At 72.5% G+C, this 13,834-nt stretch carries 14 protein-coding genes; 10 read left to right on the top strand and 4 right to left on the bottom strand.

Features of this window, described 5'->3' with window-relative positions:
* Genes hypF through ACZ4Z5_RS08695 form a run of 3 tightly spaced genes read right to left on the bottom strand, consistent with a single transcriptional unit; the run spans position 1 to position 3,718 of the window.
* Positions 1 to 2,376 (bottom strand): carbamoyltransferase HypF, encoded by a 2,376-nt coding sequence (hypF, locus tag ACZ4Z5_RS08685; RefSeq protein WP_468258614.1) that lies wholly within the window; start codon positions 2,374 to 2,376, stop codon positions 1 to 3.
* Positions 2,373 to 3,320, bottom strand: coding sequence for a hydrogenase nickel incorporation protein HypB (hypB, locus tag ACZ4Z5_RS08690; RefSeq protein WP_468258616.1), 948 nt, complete (start codon positions 3,318 to 3,320; stop codon positions 2,373 to 2,375). The genes hypF and hypB overlap by 4 nt, the downstream gene beginning before the upstream one ends.
* Positions 3,320 to 3,718 carry a hydrogenase maturation nickel metallochaperone HypA/HybF gene (locus tag ACZ4Z5_RS08695; RefSeq protein ID WP_468258619.1) on the bottom strand — a complete coding sequence of 133 codons (399 nt, stop codon included), beginning with the start codon at positions 3,716 to 3,718 and terminating at the stop codon, positions 3,320 to 3,322. Before ACZ4Z5_RS08695 ends, hypB begins: the two co-directional genes overlap by 1 nt.
* Positions 3,719 to 3,876: 158 nt before the next feature.
* Here ACZ4Z5_RS08695 and ACZ4Z5_RS08700 point away from each other — a divergent pair, with 158 nt between their 5' ends.
* Genes ACZ4Z5_RS08700 through ACZ4Z5_RS08745 form a run of 10 tightly spaced genes read left to right on the top strand, consistent with a single transcriptional unit; the run spans position 3,877 to position 12,748 of the window.
* Positions 3,877 to 5,649, top strand: a complete 1,773-nt coding sequence (locus ACZ4Z5_RS08700; RefSeq protein WP_468258621.1) for a hydrogenase maturation protein — start codon at positions 3,877 to 3,879, stop codon at positions 5,647 to 5,649.
* Complete coding sequence (locus ACZ4Z5_RS08705; RefSeq protein ID WP_468258623.1) at positions 5,646 to 6,698, top strand: NADH-quinone oxidoreductase subunit B family protein; 1,053 nt, start codon at positions 5,646 to 5,648, stop codon at positions 6,696 to 6,698. The genes ACZ4Z5_RS08700 and ACZ4Z5_RS08705 overlap by 4 nt, the downstream gene beginning before the upstream one ends.
* A gap of 33 nt (positions 6,699 to 6,731) precedes the next feature.
* Positions 6,732 to 8,516 carry a nickel-dependent hydrogenase large subunit gene (locus ACZ4Z5_RS08710; protein ID WP_468258626.1) on the top strand — a complete coding sequence of 595 codons (1,785 nt, stop codon included), beginning with the start codon at positions 6,732 to 6,734 and terminating at the stop codon, positions 8,514 to 8,516.
* Between the two features lie 11 nt (positions 8,517 to 8,527).
* Positions 8,528 to 9,085 carry a NifU family protein gene (locus tag ACZ4Z5_RS08715; protein ID WP_468258628.1) on the top strand — a complete coding sequence of 186 codons (558 nt, stop codon included), beginning with the start codon at positions 8,528 to 8,530 and terminating at the stop codon, positions 9,083 to 9,085.
* A complete protein-coding gene (locus tag ACZ4Z5_RS08720; protein WP_468258632.1) occupies positions 9,082 to 9,759 on the top strand; it encodes a DUF5947 family protein in 678 nt (225 codons plus the stop codon). The genes ACZ4Z5_RS08715 and ACZ4Z5_RS08720 overlap by 4 nt, the downstream gene beginning before the upstream one ends.
* The gene (locus tag ACZ4Z5_RS08725; RefSeq protein ID WP_468258634.1) at positions 9,744 to 9,950 is read left to right on the top strand and encodes a hypothetical protein; all 207 of its coding nucleotides are present in this window, start codon (positions 9,744 to 9,746) and stop codon (positions 9,948 to 9,950) included. The genes ACZ4Z5_RS08720 and ACZ4Z5_RS08725 overlap by 16 nt, the downstream gene beginning before the upstream one ends.
* Positions 9,947 to 10,672: a DUF6084 family protein gene (locus ACZ4Z5_RS08730; protein ID WP_468258637.1), complete on the top strand. Its 726-nt coding sequence runs from the start codon at positions 9,947 to 9,949 to the stop codon at positions 10,670 to 10,672. The genes ACZ4Z5_RS08725 and ACZ4Z5_RS08730 overlap by 4 nt, the downstream gene beginning before the upstream one ends.
* Positions 10,669 to 11,781 carry a hypothetical protein gene (locus ACZ4Z5_RS08735; RefSeq protein WP_468258640.1) on the top strand — a complete coding sequence of 371 codons (1,113 nt, stop codon included), beginning with the start codon at positions 10,669 to 10,671 and terminating at the stop codon, positions 11,779 to 11,781. The genes ACZ4Z5_RS08730 and ACZ4Z5_RS08735 overlap by 4 nt, the downstream gene beginning before the upstream one ends.
* Positions 11,778 to 12,611: a hydrogenase maturation protease gene (locus ACZ4Z5_RS08740; protein WP_468258643.1), complete on the top strand. Its 834-nt coding sequence runs from the start codon at positions 11,778 to 11,780 to the stop codon at positions 12,609 to 12,611. The genes ACZ4Z5_RS08735 and ACZ4Z5_RS08740 overlap by 4 nt, the downstream gene beginning before the upstream one ends.
* Positions 12,612 to 12,616: 5 nt before the next feature.
* A complete protein-coding gene (locus ACZ4Z5_RS08745) occupies positions 12,617 to 12,748 on the top strand; it encodes a DUF6893 family small protein (RefSeq protein WP_468258645.1) in 132 nt (43 codons plus the stop codon).
* A gap of 104 nt (positions 12,749 to 12,852) precedes the next feature.
* Here ACZ4Z5_RS08745 and hemC read toward each other — a convergent pair whose 3' ends face one another.
* A complete protein-coding gene (hemC, locus tag ACZ4Z5_RS08750; RefSeq protein WP_468258648.1) occupies positions 12,853 to 13,788 on the bottom strand; it encodes a hydroxymethylbilane synthase in 936 nt (311 codons plus the stop codon).
* Positions 13,789 to 13,834: the final 46 nt, after the last annotated feature.

Genomic DNA, 13,834 nt, shown 5'->3' on the forward strand with positions numbered 1-13,834 from the left:
CTACCGGTCGCGCGCGTGCTCCGCCACGAGCAGCTGTCCGAGGGCGAGGCCCCCGTCGCCCGGCGGCACCCGGCGGTGGCGCAGCACGGTGAAGCCGACGGCCGTCAGACGCACGGTGCACTCCTCGTCCAGCAGTGCGTTGGCGAACACTCCCCCGGTCAGTCCGACCGTGCCCACCCCGGTCTCCCGGCGGGCCACTAGACAGACGTCGGTGACCGCGGCGGCCACCGCCCGGTGGAACCTGGCCGCGACGACCGGGACGGGGACGGCGCCGCGGAGGTCCGTCACCATCTCCCGCAGGGCGGGGGCCGGGTCGAACACCCCGGACCGGTCACCGTCGGGGGGCCGCACGCCGAAGGAGTACGCCTCCCGGTCCCCGGTCCAGGCCGGCAGCGCGGCCGCCTCCAGTTCGAGGGCGGCCTGGGCTTCGTACTCCGCGCGGTGGCAGATGCCCAGCAGCGAGGACACCGCGTCGAACAGCCGGCCCATGCTGGAGGTGCGCACGGTGGCGAAGCTGCGCTCCAACTGCTGTCCGAGGAGACCGAGTTCGCCGGGGCCGCAGGCCGCGACGCACGGCAGGTCCGGGTCCCATGGGATCCCCGACGTCCGCAGTCGGGCCAGCGCGGTGCGGCAGGGGTTGCCGACGCCCGCGTCGCCGCCGGGCAGGGGCGCGTACGCGAGATGGGCCAGGCGCCGGTACCTCCGGTAGTCGGCGAGCAGTACCTCGCCGCCCCAGACCGCCCCGTCGTCACCGTAGCCGGTGCCGTCGAAGGCGACACCGATCACGGGAGTGTCCCCGTCGAGGCCGCTCTCCGCCATGAGGGAGGCCACATGGGCGTGGTGGTGCTGGACCAGCCGCAGGGGCACGCCCGCGTCGGCCGCTCGGCCGCGGGCCCGGCGGGCGGAGCGGTAGCCGGGATGCCGGTCGGCTGCGAGCAGTTCGGGGGTGACTCCGGTGAGCGTCCGCAGATGGTGCTCGATCTGCCCGGACGCCCGGACGGTCGCCAGGTCCTCCATGTCGCCGATGTGGGGGGAGAACCAGGCGTCGTGGCCGTCGCCGAGACAGATGGTGTTCTTCAGGTCCCCTCCCACGGCGAGGACGGGACGGACGGGGACCGGCAGCGGCACGGACGCGGGCACGTAGCCGCGGGACCGTCGCAGCACCAGTTCGGAGCCGTCCGGACGGACCCTCGCCACAGAGTCGTCGCAGGGCGTGACGATGGCCCGGTCGTGCCAGAGCCAGGCGTCCGCGAGACCGGCGAGCCGTGACCGCGCGTCGGCGTCGTCCGTGACGATCGGCTCGCCCGAGCGGTTCCCGCTGGTCATCACGAGCACACGGGGGCCCGGGCGATCGCCGTGCAGGCCGAACAGCAGCTGGTGCAGGGGGGTGTACGGCAGCATCACGCCCACGTCGGGGCTGCCGGGGCACACCGCTTCGGCGAGTCCGACGGACTCGCTGCCGGGACGGCGGCGCAGCAGCACGATGGGGCGGCGATGGCCGGTCAGCAGCGTGCGTTCCGCCGCTCCGACGTCGGCGATCCGTTCGGCGGCGGCCAGGTCCGCGCACATCACGGCGAAGGGTTTGCCGCCTCGGTCCTTCCGGGCGCGCAGGGTGGCCACGGCCGCGGGGTCGTCCGCGGCGCAGGCCAGGTGGTACCCGCCGATGCCCTTGACCGCCAGGACCGCCCCCTCGGCGAGCAGTTCCCGGGCCTCGGCCAGGGCGTCCTCGCCCTCCGCCGACGCCTCCTCGGTGTCACCGGCCCGGCTGAGGCGAAGCCGGGGCCCGCAGTCGGGGCAGGCGACCGGCTGCGCGTGGAAGCGGCGGTCCGCCGGGTCCGCGTACTCGTGGCCGCACGGGGGGCACAGGGGGAAGTCCGCCATGGTGGTGCCGGCCCGGTCGTAGGGAAGGCCGGTGGCGATGGTGAAGCGGGGTCCGCAGTGGGTGCAGGTGATGAAGGGGTGGCGGTGTCTGCGGTCCGCCGGGTCGGTGAGCTCCCGAAGGCAGTCGGGGCAGGTCGCGGTGTCCGGCGGGATGGCGGCGCTGCCACCCTCGCCCTCGCCCCCGGTGCACGACGCCACGATGGTGAACTCCCGCCCGCCGAGGAGGTCCACCGTCTCGTAGGCGAGTTCGCGGACGTCCGCCAGCGGTGGGGACTGCTCCCGTACGCGACGGCAGAACTCCTCGACGGCCGCAGAGGCGCCCTCGACCTCGGCGACGACTCCGTCCGCGCCGTTGCGCACGAAGCCGGTGAGGGACAGTTCGGAGGCCAGCCGGTGCACGAAGGGGCGGAAGCCCACGCCCTGCACAGTGCCGCGCACCGTGATCCGGCGACGCAGTTCCCCCTGTTCCGGGGGTCCGGTGACGATGCTGGTCATCGCACCGGGGCGACGCTGACTGCGTCGGCGTCGTCGGGCCTGTGCGCGACGTGGTGACGGTGCCCATGCCCGGCACGGTCACCGTGCCCGTGAGCGGCGGCGTGCCCGTGCGCCTGGCCGTCGTGCGTGTACCCCGGGTCGTCATGGCTGTGCCCGGGGTCGTCTGGCGCGTGCCCGAGGCCGTCATGCCTGTGCCCGTGGCCGTCGTGCGCGTGCCCGGGGTCGTCGTCGTGCGTGTGCCCGTGGGAACTCAGGTGCCGGGCCGCCAGCAGGGGGCGATGCGGTTCCGTCCCGTCGCACACCGCCAGCACCCGGTCCAGGAAGGCGTCGGCGCCGTTCCCGGTGCGGGCGCTGGTGCGCAGCACCTCCACACCGGGGTTGATCCCTTCGACGTGGGCCGTGAACTGCGCCCCGTCGAAGTCCACGGCGGTCGCCAGATCCGTCTTGGTGAGGACGACGAGGTTCGCCAGGCCGAACGCCGTGGGGTACTTGACCGGCTTGTCCTCGCCCTCGGTGACCGACATCAGGACCACCCGCAGCGTCTCACCGAGATCGTAGGAGGCGGGGCAGACCAGATTGCCGACGTTTTCGACGAAGAGCACCCGGACCCCGTCCGGCAGCCATCCGTCGAGGTGGGAGCGCATCTGCGCGGCTTCCATGTGGCACAGCCCGCCGGTGAGTACCTGCTTGACCGGCACGCCCGACCGGGCGAGTCTGCGGGCGTCGTTCTCGGTCGCGAGGTCCGCGGTGAGCGCGGCGACCGGGACGCCGCGGGCGGCGGCCCGCCGCAGGACCTGTTCGAGCAGTGCGGTCTTGCCGCTGCCCGGGCTGGACATCATGTTGACGACGGTCACGCCCGCGGCGGCCAGATCGGCCCGCAGGGCGGCCGCCAGGCCGTCGTTCTTCGCCAGCACGGCGTGGCGCACATCGACGCTCCGGCACATCACTCGTCCTCTCCTCGCCCCGCTCGGTGGGGGGCGGCCGGGCAGGTCCCGGCGTCCGGCAGCCGTACTTCGACCAGTTCCAGCTCGCGCCCGGTCAGCAGTTCCGCGGCGGGGCGGTCGCACCGGGGGCACCACAGGTGGGGTGGTGCCCCGACACGGAAGTCGATGCCGCAGCCGTCGCACCTGGCCTGGGCGGGCACATGCTCGGTGATCAGCCGGGCGCCGGCCACCGGGGTGCCCTCCGCCACCAGCCCGAAGGAGAAGTGCAGGGCGTCGGCGACCACCCCGGACAGCTCGCCGATCCGGACCCGGACCGCCTCCACGGTCTCCGCCCCGTGGGCGCGGGCGGTGTGCCCGGCCTTCTCGACGACGGCGGCGGCGATCGACAGTTCGTGCATGGCTCACCACGCTAGGCACGTCACACGGGCCGTCCCGGGTCGGCGGACGCGGGGCGGAGCCCAATTCCCTCCTCCGGCCCAAGCCCGGCGCGCCGGGCGGGGCCCCGGTGGCGCACGGGCGACCATCGCCAGGGGAACCGGTCCCGGAGGAGACGTCCATGCGTGTTCTGCTGGTCGCCAACGCGTTCAACAGCCTGTCGCAGCGGGTCATGTGCGAGCTGCGGGAGTACGGGCACACCGTCACGGTCGAACTGGTGACCGCCGGTGGCCTCGAACCGGAGGCGGTGGCCGCCCACGAGCCGGACCTGGTCGTCGCGCCGATGCTGACCACCGCGATCCCCGAGGAGGTCTGGGCGGCCCGTACCTGTCTGGTGGTGCACCCGGGGCCGCCCGGCGACCGGGGCCCGTCGTCGCTCGACCGGGCGGTGCAGGACGGCGTACGGCGGTGGGGGGTGACGGTCCTTCAGGCCGTCGCCGCGATGGACGCGGGGCCCGTCTGGGCGTCCGAGGACTTCGACGTCCCGTCGGCGGGCAAGAGCGACGTGTACCGCGGGGAGGTCGCCGACGCCGCGGTACGGGCGGTCCTGCGGGCCGTGGAACGTTTCGCCTCGGGGACGTTCGTCCCGCAGGGACAGGACGGCCCGGCCCCGCTGCGCCCGTTCCTGCGGCAGGAGGAGCGGCGGATCGACTGGCATCGCGACACGACCGCCGACGTGGTGCGGAAACTGCGCGCGGCGGACTCCCGTCCGGGGGTCCTGGACTCCTTCCTGGGCGGCGAGTGGTACCTGCACGGAGGGCACGAGGAGTACGGGCTGACCGGACCGGCGGGCAGGGTACTGGCCACCCGGCACGGCGCGGTCTGCCGCGCGACAGCCGACGGCGCGGTGTGGATCCCGCAGTTGCGGCGGCGCGGGCGGCCCGGCGGGCGCCGGACGTACCCGCTGCCCGCGGCCCTCGCCCTCGGCGACCGGCTGCCGAACGTGCCGGAACTGCCCGCGCCGCTGTGTCCGCCCGTCGGCGAGGGCGCCCGGGCCGGCCGGAGCACCTGGACGGACATCCGCTACGAGGAGGAGGGAGCCGTCGGCCTCCTGCGGTTCTCGTTCCCCGGCGGCGCCATGAGCACCGATCACTGCCGGCGTCTGCTCGACGCGTACCGGTTCGCCTGCTCCCGGCCGGTGGACGTCCTGGTGCTGGGCGGGGCCAGGGACTTCTTCTCGAACGGCATCCATCTGGGGGTGATCGAGGCGTCCGTGGATCCGGCCGCCGAGTCGTGGGCCAACATCCGGGCGATGGACGACCTGGTGGAGGCCGTCCTCACCACCACCGACCGGCTGGTCGTCGCCGCCCTGGCGGGGAACGCGGCGGCGGGCGGGGTCATGCTGGCGCTGGCGGCGGACGAGGTGTGGTGCAGGGCGGGAGCGGTGCTCAACCCGCACTACCGGCTGATGGGGCTGTCCGGGTCGGAGTACTGGACGTACACCCTGCCGCGGCGGGTGGGTGCCGAGGAGGCGCGGCGGCTGATGGCCGAGGCAGCGCCGGTGGGTGCCGCGGCGGCCCTGCGCCTCGGACTCGCCGACCGGGTGCTGGACTGCCCTCCGGCGGACTTCGCGAGCGAGGTCGCCCGTTCGGCTCAGTCCCTCGCCTCGTCCGGGCGGCTGCGGACGCTGGTGGGCCGGAAGAAGGCGGCTCGGGAGCAAGACGAGGCCCTGAGGCCGCTGCGCGCCCACCGGACGGCGGAACTGGAGCGGATGCGGCTGATCTTCACCGATGCACGGGCCCCCTATCACGCTCTGCGGTCGGCGTTCGTCCACAAGCAGCAGCCGCCGGTCTCCGCCGTGACCCGCAGCAGGAAAATGTCCGACATGTGGATTTCCGATCTCTATGCCAGCCTTTCATCACAGCTACCGGCGGCAGGAAGGAAGGCGCCATGACCACGGAAGCCCAGGCTCCCGGCACCGTCGACGAGGTGCACATCCTCTGGACCTCGGAGGGCATGAGCTGCGACGGGGACTCGGTCTCGGTCACGGCCGCCTCGCTCCCCGCCCTGGAGGACGTCGTTCTGGGCGCGATCCCCGGCCTTCCGAAAGTCGTGCTGCACAACAAGGTCCTGGCCTACGAGACCGCCGAGGACTTCATGCGGCCGTACCGCCAGGCGGCGCGCGACGAACTGGGACCGTTCGTGCTCGTCGTGGAGGGGTCCATCCCCAACGAACGCATCAACGGCGACGGGTACTGGACGTCGATGGGCAACGACCCGGAGACGGGCGAGCCCATCACCTTCAACGAGTGGATCGACCGGCTCGCCCCGAAGGCGTTCGCCGTCGTGGCCGTGGGCACCTGCGCGACCTACGGCGGTATCCACGCGATGGCGGGCAACCCCACCGGCTCCATGGGCCTGGCCGACTACCTGGGCTGGGACTTCCGGTCGGCGGGCGGGATGCCGATCGTGAACGTGCCGGGCTGCCCCGTGCAGCCGGACAACTTCATGGAGACCGTGACCTGGCTGCTGTACCAGGCCGCCGGAATGGCCCCGCCCATCCCGCTGGACGAACAGCTGCGCCCGACCTGGCTGTTCGGCAAGACCGTGCACGAGGGCTGCGACCGGGCCGCCTATTACGAGCAGGGCGACTTCGCCAAGGACTACAACTCCCCCAAGTGCCAGGTGAAGCTCGGCTGCTGGGGCCCGGTCGTCAACTGCAACGTGACCAAGCGGGGCTGGATGGACGGCCTCGGCGGGTGCCCCAATGTCGGCGGCATCTGCATCGGGTGCACCATGCCGGGCTTCCCCGACAAGTTCATGCCCTTCATGGACGAGCCGCCCGGTGGCGGCCTCTCGTCCGGAATCCTCAGCTCCACGTACGGCCCGCTCGTCCGCTCGCTGCGGGCCATCACCAACCGGGCTGCGAACCGTGAACCGAAGTGGCGCCACAACCGCGCCGAAGTGACGACCGGCTACGCCCCTCGCTGGCCCCGCCGCTGACACCCGAAGCCGACGCCCTGAAAGGACCGCGCCTTGTCGAGCGAGACCATTCCGCCTGAGCAGCGTGACCTCACCGAGGTCGCGTTCGACCCCATCACCAGGATCGTCGGCAACCTGGGCATCTACACGAAGATCGACTTCCCTCGCCGCGAGGTGGTCGAGTGCCGCAGCACCTCGTCCATCTTCCGTGGCTACAGCGTCTTCATGAGGGGCAAGGACCCACGGGACGCCCACTTCATCACCAGCCGCATCTGCGGCATCTGCGGCGACAACCACGCGACCTGCTCGGTGTACGCGCAGAACATGGCCTACGGGGTCAAGCCCCCGCCGCTCGCGGACTGGATCATCAACCTCGGCGAGGCCGCCGAGTACATGTTCGACCACACGATCTTCCAGGACAACATGGTCTTCGTCGACTACTGCGAACGCATGGTCAGGGAGACCAACCCCAGCGTGTGGGAGCGCGCCCAGCGCACCCCGGCGCCGCACGCCGAACAGCACGGACACCGCACCATCGGCGACATCATGACCTCGTACAACCCCTTCGAGGGGGCGACGTACAAAGAGGCGCTCGTGATGAGCCGGCTCACCCGCGAGATGATCTGTCTGATGGAGGGGCGGCACGTCCACCCGTCGACGCTCTACCCGGGCGGTGTGGGCACGGTGGCCACCCCGCAGCTGTTCACGGACTACCTCGTACGCCTCACCCGCTGCCTCGACTTCGTCAAGCGGGCCGTCGCCATGAACGACGACGTCTTCGACTTCTTCTACGAGGCCCTCCCCGGCTACGAGGAGGTCGGACGCCGCAGGACGCTGCTGGGATGCTGGGGGTCCTTCCAGGACCCCGAGGTCGTCGACTACGACTACAAGAAGATGAACGTCTGGGGCAACGCCATGTTCGTCACCCCGGGCATCGTCGTCGACAACGAACTGGTCACCACCGACCTGGTCGACATCAACCTCGGCATGCGCATCCTGCTCGGCAGCTCGTACTACGAGGACTGGACGAACGAGGAGACCTTCGTCGAGAAGGACCCGCTGGGCAACGCGGTCGACAAGCGGCACCCGTGGAACCAGACCACCCTGCCCGCGCCGCAGAAACGCGACCTGGACGGCGGCAACTACAGCTGGGTGATGAGCCCGCGCTGGTACGACCAGCGGACCGGCGACCATCTCGCCCTGGACACCGGCGGCGGTCCCATCGCACGCCTGTGGGCGACCGCGCTGGCGAACAAGGTCCGTACCCCGTACGTCCGTTCCACCGGGCGCAGCGTCGAGATCGACCTGCCGAAGACGCCCAACAGCCCGGAAGTGCGGCTGGAGTGGAAGCCGCCCGCCTTCCCCAACACCATCGAGCGCAACCGCGCGCGCATGTACTTCGTCGCCTACGCCGCCGGCATGGCCCTGCACTTCGTGGACCAAGCCCTGAACGAGGTACGGGCCGGGCGCACCAAGGTCTTCCAGGACTTCACCGTCCCCAAGGAGGGCATCGGCTGCGGCTTCCACGAGGCGGTCCGCGGGGTGCTCTCGCACCATCTGGTGATCCGCGACGGCAAGATCGCCAACTACCACCCGTACCCGCCGACCCCGTGGAACGCCAGCCCCCGGGACATGTACGGCACTCCCGGTCCGTACGAGGACGCCGTGCAGGGCTGCCCCATCTTCGAGGAGAACGGGCCGGACGACTTCAAGGGCATCGACATCATGCGCACGGTGCGGAGCTTCGACCCGTGCCTGCCCTGTGGCGTCCACATGTACCTGGGCGGCGGCCGCACCCTCACGCAGTCACACTCGCCGACCTTCGGCGCCCTCCACTGAGGCGGCGGGACGTGCCCTGGGACGACGAACTCGCCCGCCGTCACGTGGTGCGGGCCGAGGAACTGCTCGCCGCGCTGGACGGCCTGCCCGACCACACCTCGGCGGCCCGCGCGGACGAGGCCGTGCACGCCCTCGTGGACCTCTACGGGGAATGCCTCCAGCGGGTGATGGACCACCTCGCGGACCAGGACGAGGTGGTCCGGCGGCTCGCCGCCGACGAACTCGTCGGACATCTGCTGCTGGTGCACGACCTGCATCCCGACCCGGTGGAGACCCGGGTCGCCGCGGCTCTGGACGAGGCGCGTCCGCTGCTCCGGCGGCAGGGCGCCGACGTCGAACTGCTCGCCGTCGACGGACCGGTGGTCCGGGTCCGGCTCACCGGGGGCGGCGGTGGCTGCGGCTGCTCCCCGGAGACACCGGACACCGTGGTGCGGGAAGCCGTCCTGGCGCGGGCCCCGGAGATCGAGCAGGTCCGGACCGAGACCGTGACGGCTGCACCGCCGCAGGCCCTCATCCCGGTGGACTCCCTCTTCCGCGGCCCCGTACCGGCCGGCCGGGGGGCGGGGTGACGACGGCGGGATTCGCGGCCCACCGGTTGAGGAGCCTCGCACGGCGCGGCTCCCCGGCCGGTGCCGGCCCGGCGGACGGGCCGACGGACGCCGAGCGGTGCGATCTGTGCGCCGAGCCGCTCGCGCCGGGGCACCGACATCTGCTGGACCTGCGCAAAGGCGCGGTCGCCTGCGCCTGCCCGGCCTGCTCGCTGCTGTTCGACCACCAGGACGCCGGCGGCGCCCACTACCGGCTGCTGCCGTCCGAAAGACGTCGTCTCGACGGCTGCGCCGTCGACGACATGACGTGGGCCGGGCTCGGTGTCCCGGTCGGTCTCGCGTTCTTCACCCGGTCCGAGGCGACGTCCGAGGTGAACGCGGCCTATCCGAGCCCCCTCGGACTCATGCGCTCCGTCGTCGACCCGGAGAGCTGGTCCCTCGTCGAGGCCGCCCATCCGGCTCTGCCGGCCATGGCCCCCGAGGTGCAGGCGCTGCTGGTCAACCGAGCCCACGGCGACCCCCGGTACTGGCTCGTACCGCTGGACGACTGCTACCGCCTCGCCGCCCTGGTGCGCGCACACTGGAAGGGACTGGGCGGCGGCGACGAGGTGTGGGAGCAGGTCGACAGCTTCTTCCGCGCACTGGCCGCCGGCCAGGCACCCGACACCGAGGAGGCGTCATGGGTATCACCGTAGGAAAGCCCGATGTCCGTCCCGACAAGCCCTCGCACATCCCAGGAGTGCGCAGGGGCGGCCACATGGGGCTCGTGAAACACCACCCCGGCCACCGCAACGACGACACGTCGACGGCCCGTCGCTCCACCGGCATCAACGCCGGCCATCGCGATCCGATCATGCCCGACATGCCGAACCTGTCGCCCGCATGACCGTTCCGCGCGAGCAGCCCGCCGTGCCCGCCGACACCGCCCCCGAGCTGACCTTCGCGGTCACGGGGGCGGCCGCGGAGCCGCACGCCGCCGTCCCCACGCTCCGCTTCGACGTGGAGCTGGTACGCGGGGACGGCGGGCCGGTCCGGGCGGTCTCGCTGACCACCACGGTCCGGATCGACGTCGCCCGGCGCCGCTACGGCCCCGGCACGCACCGGGCGCTGGCCGAGATCTTCGGGCTCCCCGAGGACTGGGGCCGCACGCTGCGGCCGCTCACATGGGCCCAGGCGACCGTGCAGGTGCCGCCGTTCGACGGCCGTACGACCGTCCCGGTGCGGGTGCCCTGCGGCACCGACGCGGAACTGGCGGTGACCCGGTACCTGCGTGCCGTCCGGGACGGGGACGTGCCGCTCGGATTCCTCTTCAACGGCACGGTCTTCTACCAGGATCCCGGCGGCCCCCTGCGCACGGCGCACCTGCCCTGGTCCGCCGAGGCCTTCCACCCTCTGCCCGCCGGCCTCTGGCACGAACTGATCGGGCGCTACCACGGCACCGGGCCCTGGGTGCGCCTGCCGCAGGAGACCTACGACCTGCTCGACGACTACCGCGTCCGGAACGTCCTGGCCCGCCCGGACGAGGCCGTCCGCAGTCTCCTCGACCGGTACGGCCGTTCCGATCGCCCCGAACCTTCCCGCCCGCTCGACCGACCGGGAGCCCGATGAGCACCGCCCGAACGACCACCGCGACCACCCCCCGCACCAGCGCCGTGAGCAGCCCCCGCACCACCGCCGTCGACACCATCGCGCGCACCTGCCTGTACGAGGGCTATCTGCTGTGGCCCTACCGCAGATCGGCGCTGAAGAACACCAGACGGTGGACCTTCGGCGGGGTGTTCCCCGGGGGCGACTGTGCGGACACGCTCGGCGAACCGGAGTCGGTGACGGCCCAGGTGCTGCTGGAGCACTCGGGCGCACCGTGCGAAGCGACCGTGCGGCTGCGGTTCCTCCAGATCGTGGACCGGTCGCTGCTGCGGGACGGGCCGGGCGGACCGGAGCCGGTGGACGAACTGACCGTCGACGGTGAGCGCCATCTCGCCTGGCAGGAGGCGACCGAGCGTGAGGTGCTGCTGAGGACCACCGTCCCCGGCACCCCGCGTACGACAGCCGTCGACGTTCCCGAGGGCTCGGACACCGAAGCCCTCGTCGACTCCTCGGGGCGCCGCGTCGGGAGCATCGTGCGGAGCCGGCGCAGGCTGACCGGCGTTCTGGAGTGCGCGGCCGAGCCGGCGGCCGACGGGGTGTCCCGGCTGACCGTGCGGGTACGGAACACCACCCCTTGCCCCGCGCCGCGGCCGGACGACCGGCAGGCCCGCGAGCGCGCCGCCCCGTACGCCTTCGCGTCCACCCATCTGATCCTCGACAGCGACGACGGGCTGTTCGTGTCGCTGCTCGACCCGCCGGAGCATCTGCGCGACGCGGCGGCGGGCTGCGTCAGCCGCGGGGTACTGCCGGTCCTCGCCGGGGACCCCGCCGAGGGCGGGGACGAGCAGCGGGCGCACACGGTGCTCGCCTCGCCGATCACCCTCTACGACTTCCCGGCCGTGGCGCCGGAGAGCCCCGGGGACCTGTTCGACGGCACGGAGATCGACCAGTTGCTCGTGCTCAGCGTGCTCAGCATGACCGAGGAGGAGCAGGCCGAGGCCCGCGCCTGCGATCCCAGGGCCCGCGAGATCCTGGACCGCTGCGCCGGGCTCGGCCTCGACGAGATGGCCGCCCTGCACGGTGCGGTGCGTGAATTCCGGCCGCCCCGCACCACCTTGGAGGGCGCGTGAACGAGCAGTCGTCCCCCACCGTGTCGACCGTCCTGGTGGGCGGGGTCGTGGTCGGACGGGGCAGCAGGGTCCGGCTGCGGCCGTCGCGCAGGGCAGACATCCTCGACCTCGCCCTGGCCGGCCGGGTCGCCGAAGTGGACGGCGTCGAGGAGGACTTCGAAGGGCAGATCCACATCGCCGTGCTCGTGGAGGACGACCCCGGGCGGGATCTGGGCGCCAGCAGAAAGATCGGCCATCGCTTCTACTTCTCCCCCGAGGAGGTGGAGCCCGTGGAGCCGGGCGAGCGGACGGCGGCGGAGCGCCCCCGGGTGCTGGTCGCCGGGATCGGCAACCTCTTCCTCGCCGACGACGGTTTCGGGCCCGAGGTGATCGCGGCGCTGCGCGACCGCCCGATGCCGGCCGGGGTCCATGTGGTGGACTTCGGCATCCGCGGCATGGACCTGGCCTACCGCCTGCTGGACGGGTACGACGCCGCGCTGTTCGTGGACGCGGCGCCGCGCGGCGAGGCCCCGGGCACGCTCACGGTGATCGAACCGGACCTGCCCACGGAGTCCGCGCTGCCCGAGGCGCACGCCATGGACCCGCTGAAGGTCCTTGCGCTGGCCCGGCGCCTGGGCGACGGGCGGCTGCCGCGCGTCCTGGTGCTGGGCTGTGAGCCGCAGGTGCGGATGACCGGTGAGGAGCCGGACGTGGTGGTGGGACTCAGCGAACCGGTGCGCGAGGCCGTCGGCCGGGCCGTGCCGCTCGTCGAGTCCGTCGTCGCCGACCTGCTGGACATGGCTCGGGAACCCGCCGCCGCACCGGGCGGCGGCTCGGTCGAGAAAGGGTGATTCCCATGAACAACGGCATCTTCATCCCGGCACGCGTGGTGCGCCTCGCTCTCGGGGCACTGGCCGTGGCGGTCGCCGCGGTCGTCATCACGGAACTGCCGGAAGCCTGGCGCTACTACAAGATGGAGACCATGTAACCCCGGCAAGACCGTGTGGTCGCGGCGCATTCGGTGGTGACCCAAAGGTGGCCGGCCCGGTCACGGCGGGTGGAACTCCCGGGCCGGGGCCCGGGATTCCCCGGTCAGTGGGCGATGGAGTCGATCAGCTCGCGTGCGCCCTGCCGGAGCAGCGCGACGGCCACGGACGTGCCGAGGGTGGCGGGGTCGAGCGGTCCGGCCCACTCGTGTGCGTTCAGTACGGTCTTGCCGTCGGGTGTGAACACACAGGCCCGCAGCGACAGTTCGCCGCCGCGTCCGGCCCTCGCGTACCCGGCGATCGGGCTGTTGCAGTGGCCCTGCAGGACATGCAGGAACATGCGTTCCGCGGTGGCCTCGCGATGGGCGCCGGGGTCTCCGAGGCCGCTGACGGCGTCGATGACGTCGGTGTCGCCCTCGCGGCACTGCAGGGCGAGGATGCCGGCTCCGATGGGCGGGCACATGACGTCCAGCGGCAGGATCTCGCTGATCACATCGGTGCGGCCGATGCGTTCCAGCCCGGAGGCCGCCAGGAGCAGCGCGTCGGCCTCTCCCGCGGCGAGCTTCTCCAGCCGCCGGTTGACGTTGCCCCGCATCGGTACGCACTCCAGGTGCGGGTGGGACGCGGCGAGTTGGGCGCTGCGGCGCACGGACGACGTGCCGATCCTGGTGCCGGCCGGCAGCTCGTCGAGGGTGAGTCCGCCGGGGTGGACCAGGGCGTCACGGATGTCGTCCCGCTTGAGGAAGGCGGCGAACGTCGTCCCCGCGGGGAGCGGCCGGTCGGCCGGGACGTCCTTGACGCAGTGGACCGCCAGATCCGCCTCTCCGGCCAGCAGGGCCGCGTCGACCTCCTTGGTGAAGGCGCCCTTCCCCTCGACCTGGGAGAGGTCCCCCATCCACTTGTCGCCCGTGGTCCTGACCCCGATGACCTCGGTGACGATTCCGGGGTGGAGCGCGGCCAGTTCGGTGCGTACACGCTCCACCTGGGCGAGGGCCATGGGCGAGTCGCGGGAGACGATACGGATCAGTTCAGGGGTGGACATGGGCCCCACGATAGACCTTCGGATCCGTACGTCCGTCCATTGAGGC

The sequence above is a fragment of the Streptomyces sp. NPDC030222 genome (genome assembly GCF_055573115.1).

Excerpts from the sequence above, each read along its gene's own strand:
- ACZ4Z5_RS08705 (WP_468258623.1), top strand. The coding sequence starts at position 5,646 with ATGACCACGGAAGCCCAGGCTCCCGGCACCGTCGACGAGGTGCACATC.
- ACZ4Z5_RS08730 (WP_468258637.1), top strand. The coding sequence starts at position 9,947 with ATGACCGTTCCGCGCGAGCAGCCCGCCGTGCCCGCCGACACCGCCCCC.
- ACZ4Z5_RS08700 (WP_468258621.1), top strand. The coding sequence starts at position 3,877 with ATGCGTGTTCTGCTGGTCGCCAACGCGTTCAACAGCCTGTCGCAGCGG.
- hypB (WP_468258616.1), bottom strand. The coding sequence starts at position 3,320 with ATGTGCCGGAGCGTCGATGTGCGCCACGCCGTGCTGGCGAAGAACGAC.
- ACZ4Z5_RS08735 (WP_468258640.1), top strand. The coding sequence starts at position 10,669 with ATGAGCACCGCCCGAACGACCACCGCGACCACCCCCCGCACCAGCGCC.
- ACZ4Z5_RS08725 (WP_468258634.1), top strand. The coding sequence starts at position 9,744 with ATGGGTATCACCGTAGGAAAGCCCGATGTCCGTCCCGACAAGCCCTCG.
- ACZ4Z5_RS08745 (WP_468258645.1), top strand. The coding sequence starts at position 12,617 with ATGAACAACGGCATCTTCATCCCGGCACGCGTGGTGCGCCTCGCTCTC.
- hemC (WP_468258648.1), bottom strand. The coding sequence starts at position 13,788 with ATGTCCACCCCTGAACTGATCCGTATCGTCTCCCGCGACTCGCCCATG.
- hypF (WP_468258614.1), bottom strand. The coding sequence starts at position 2,376 with ATGACCAGCATCGTCACCGGACCCCCGGAACAGGGGGAACTGCGTCGC.
- ACZ4Z5_RS08695 (WP_468258619.1), bottom strand. The coding sequence starts at position 3,718 with ATGCACGAACTGTCGATCGCCGCCGCCGTCGTCGAGAAGGCCGGGCAC.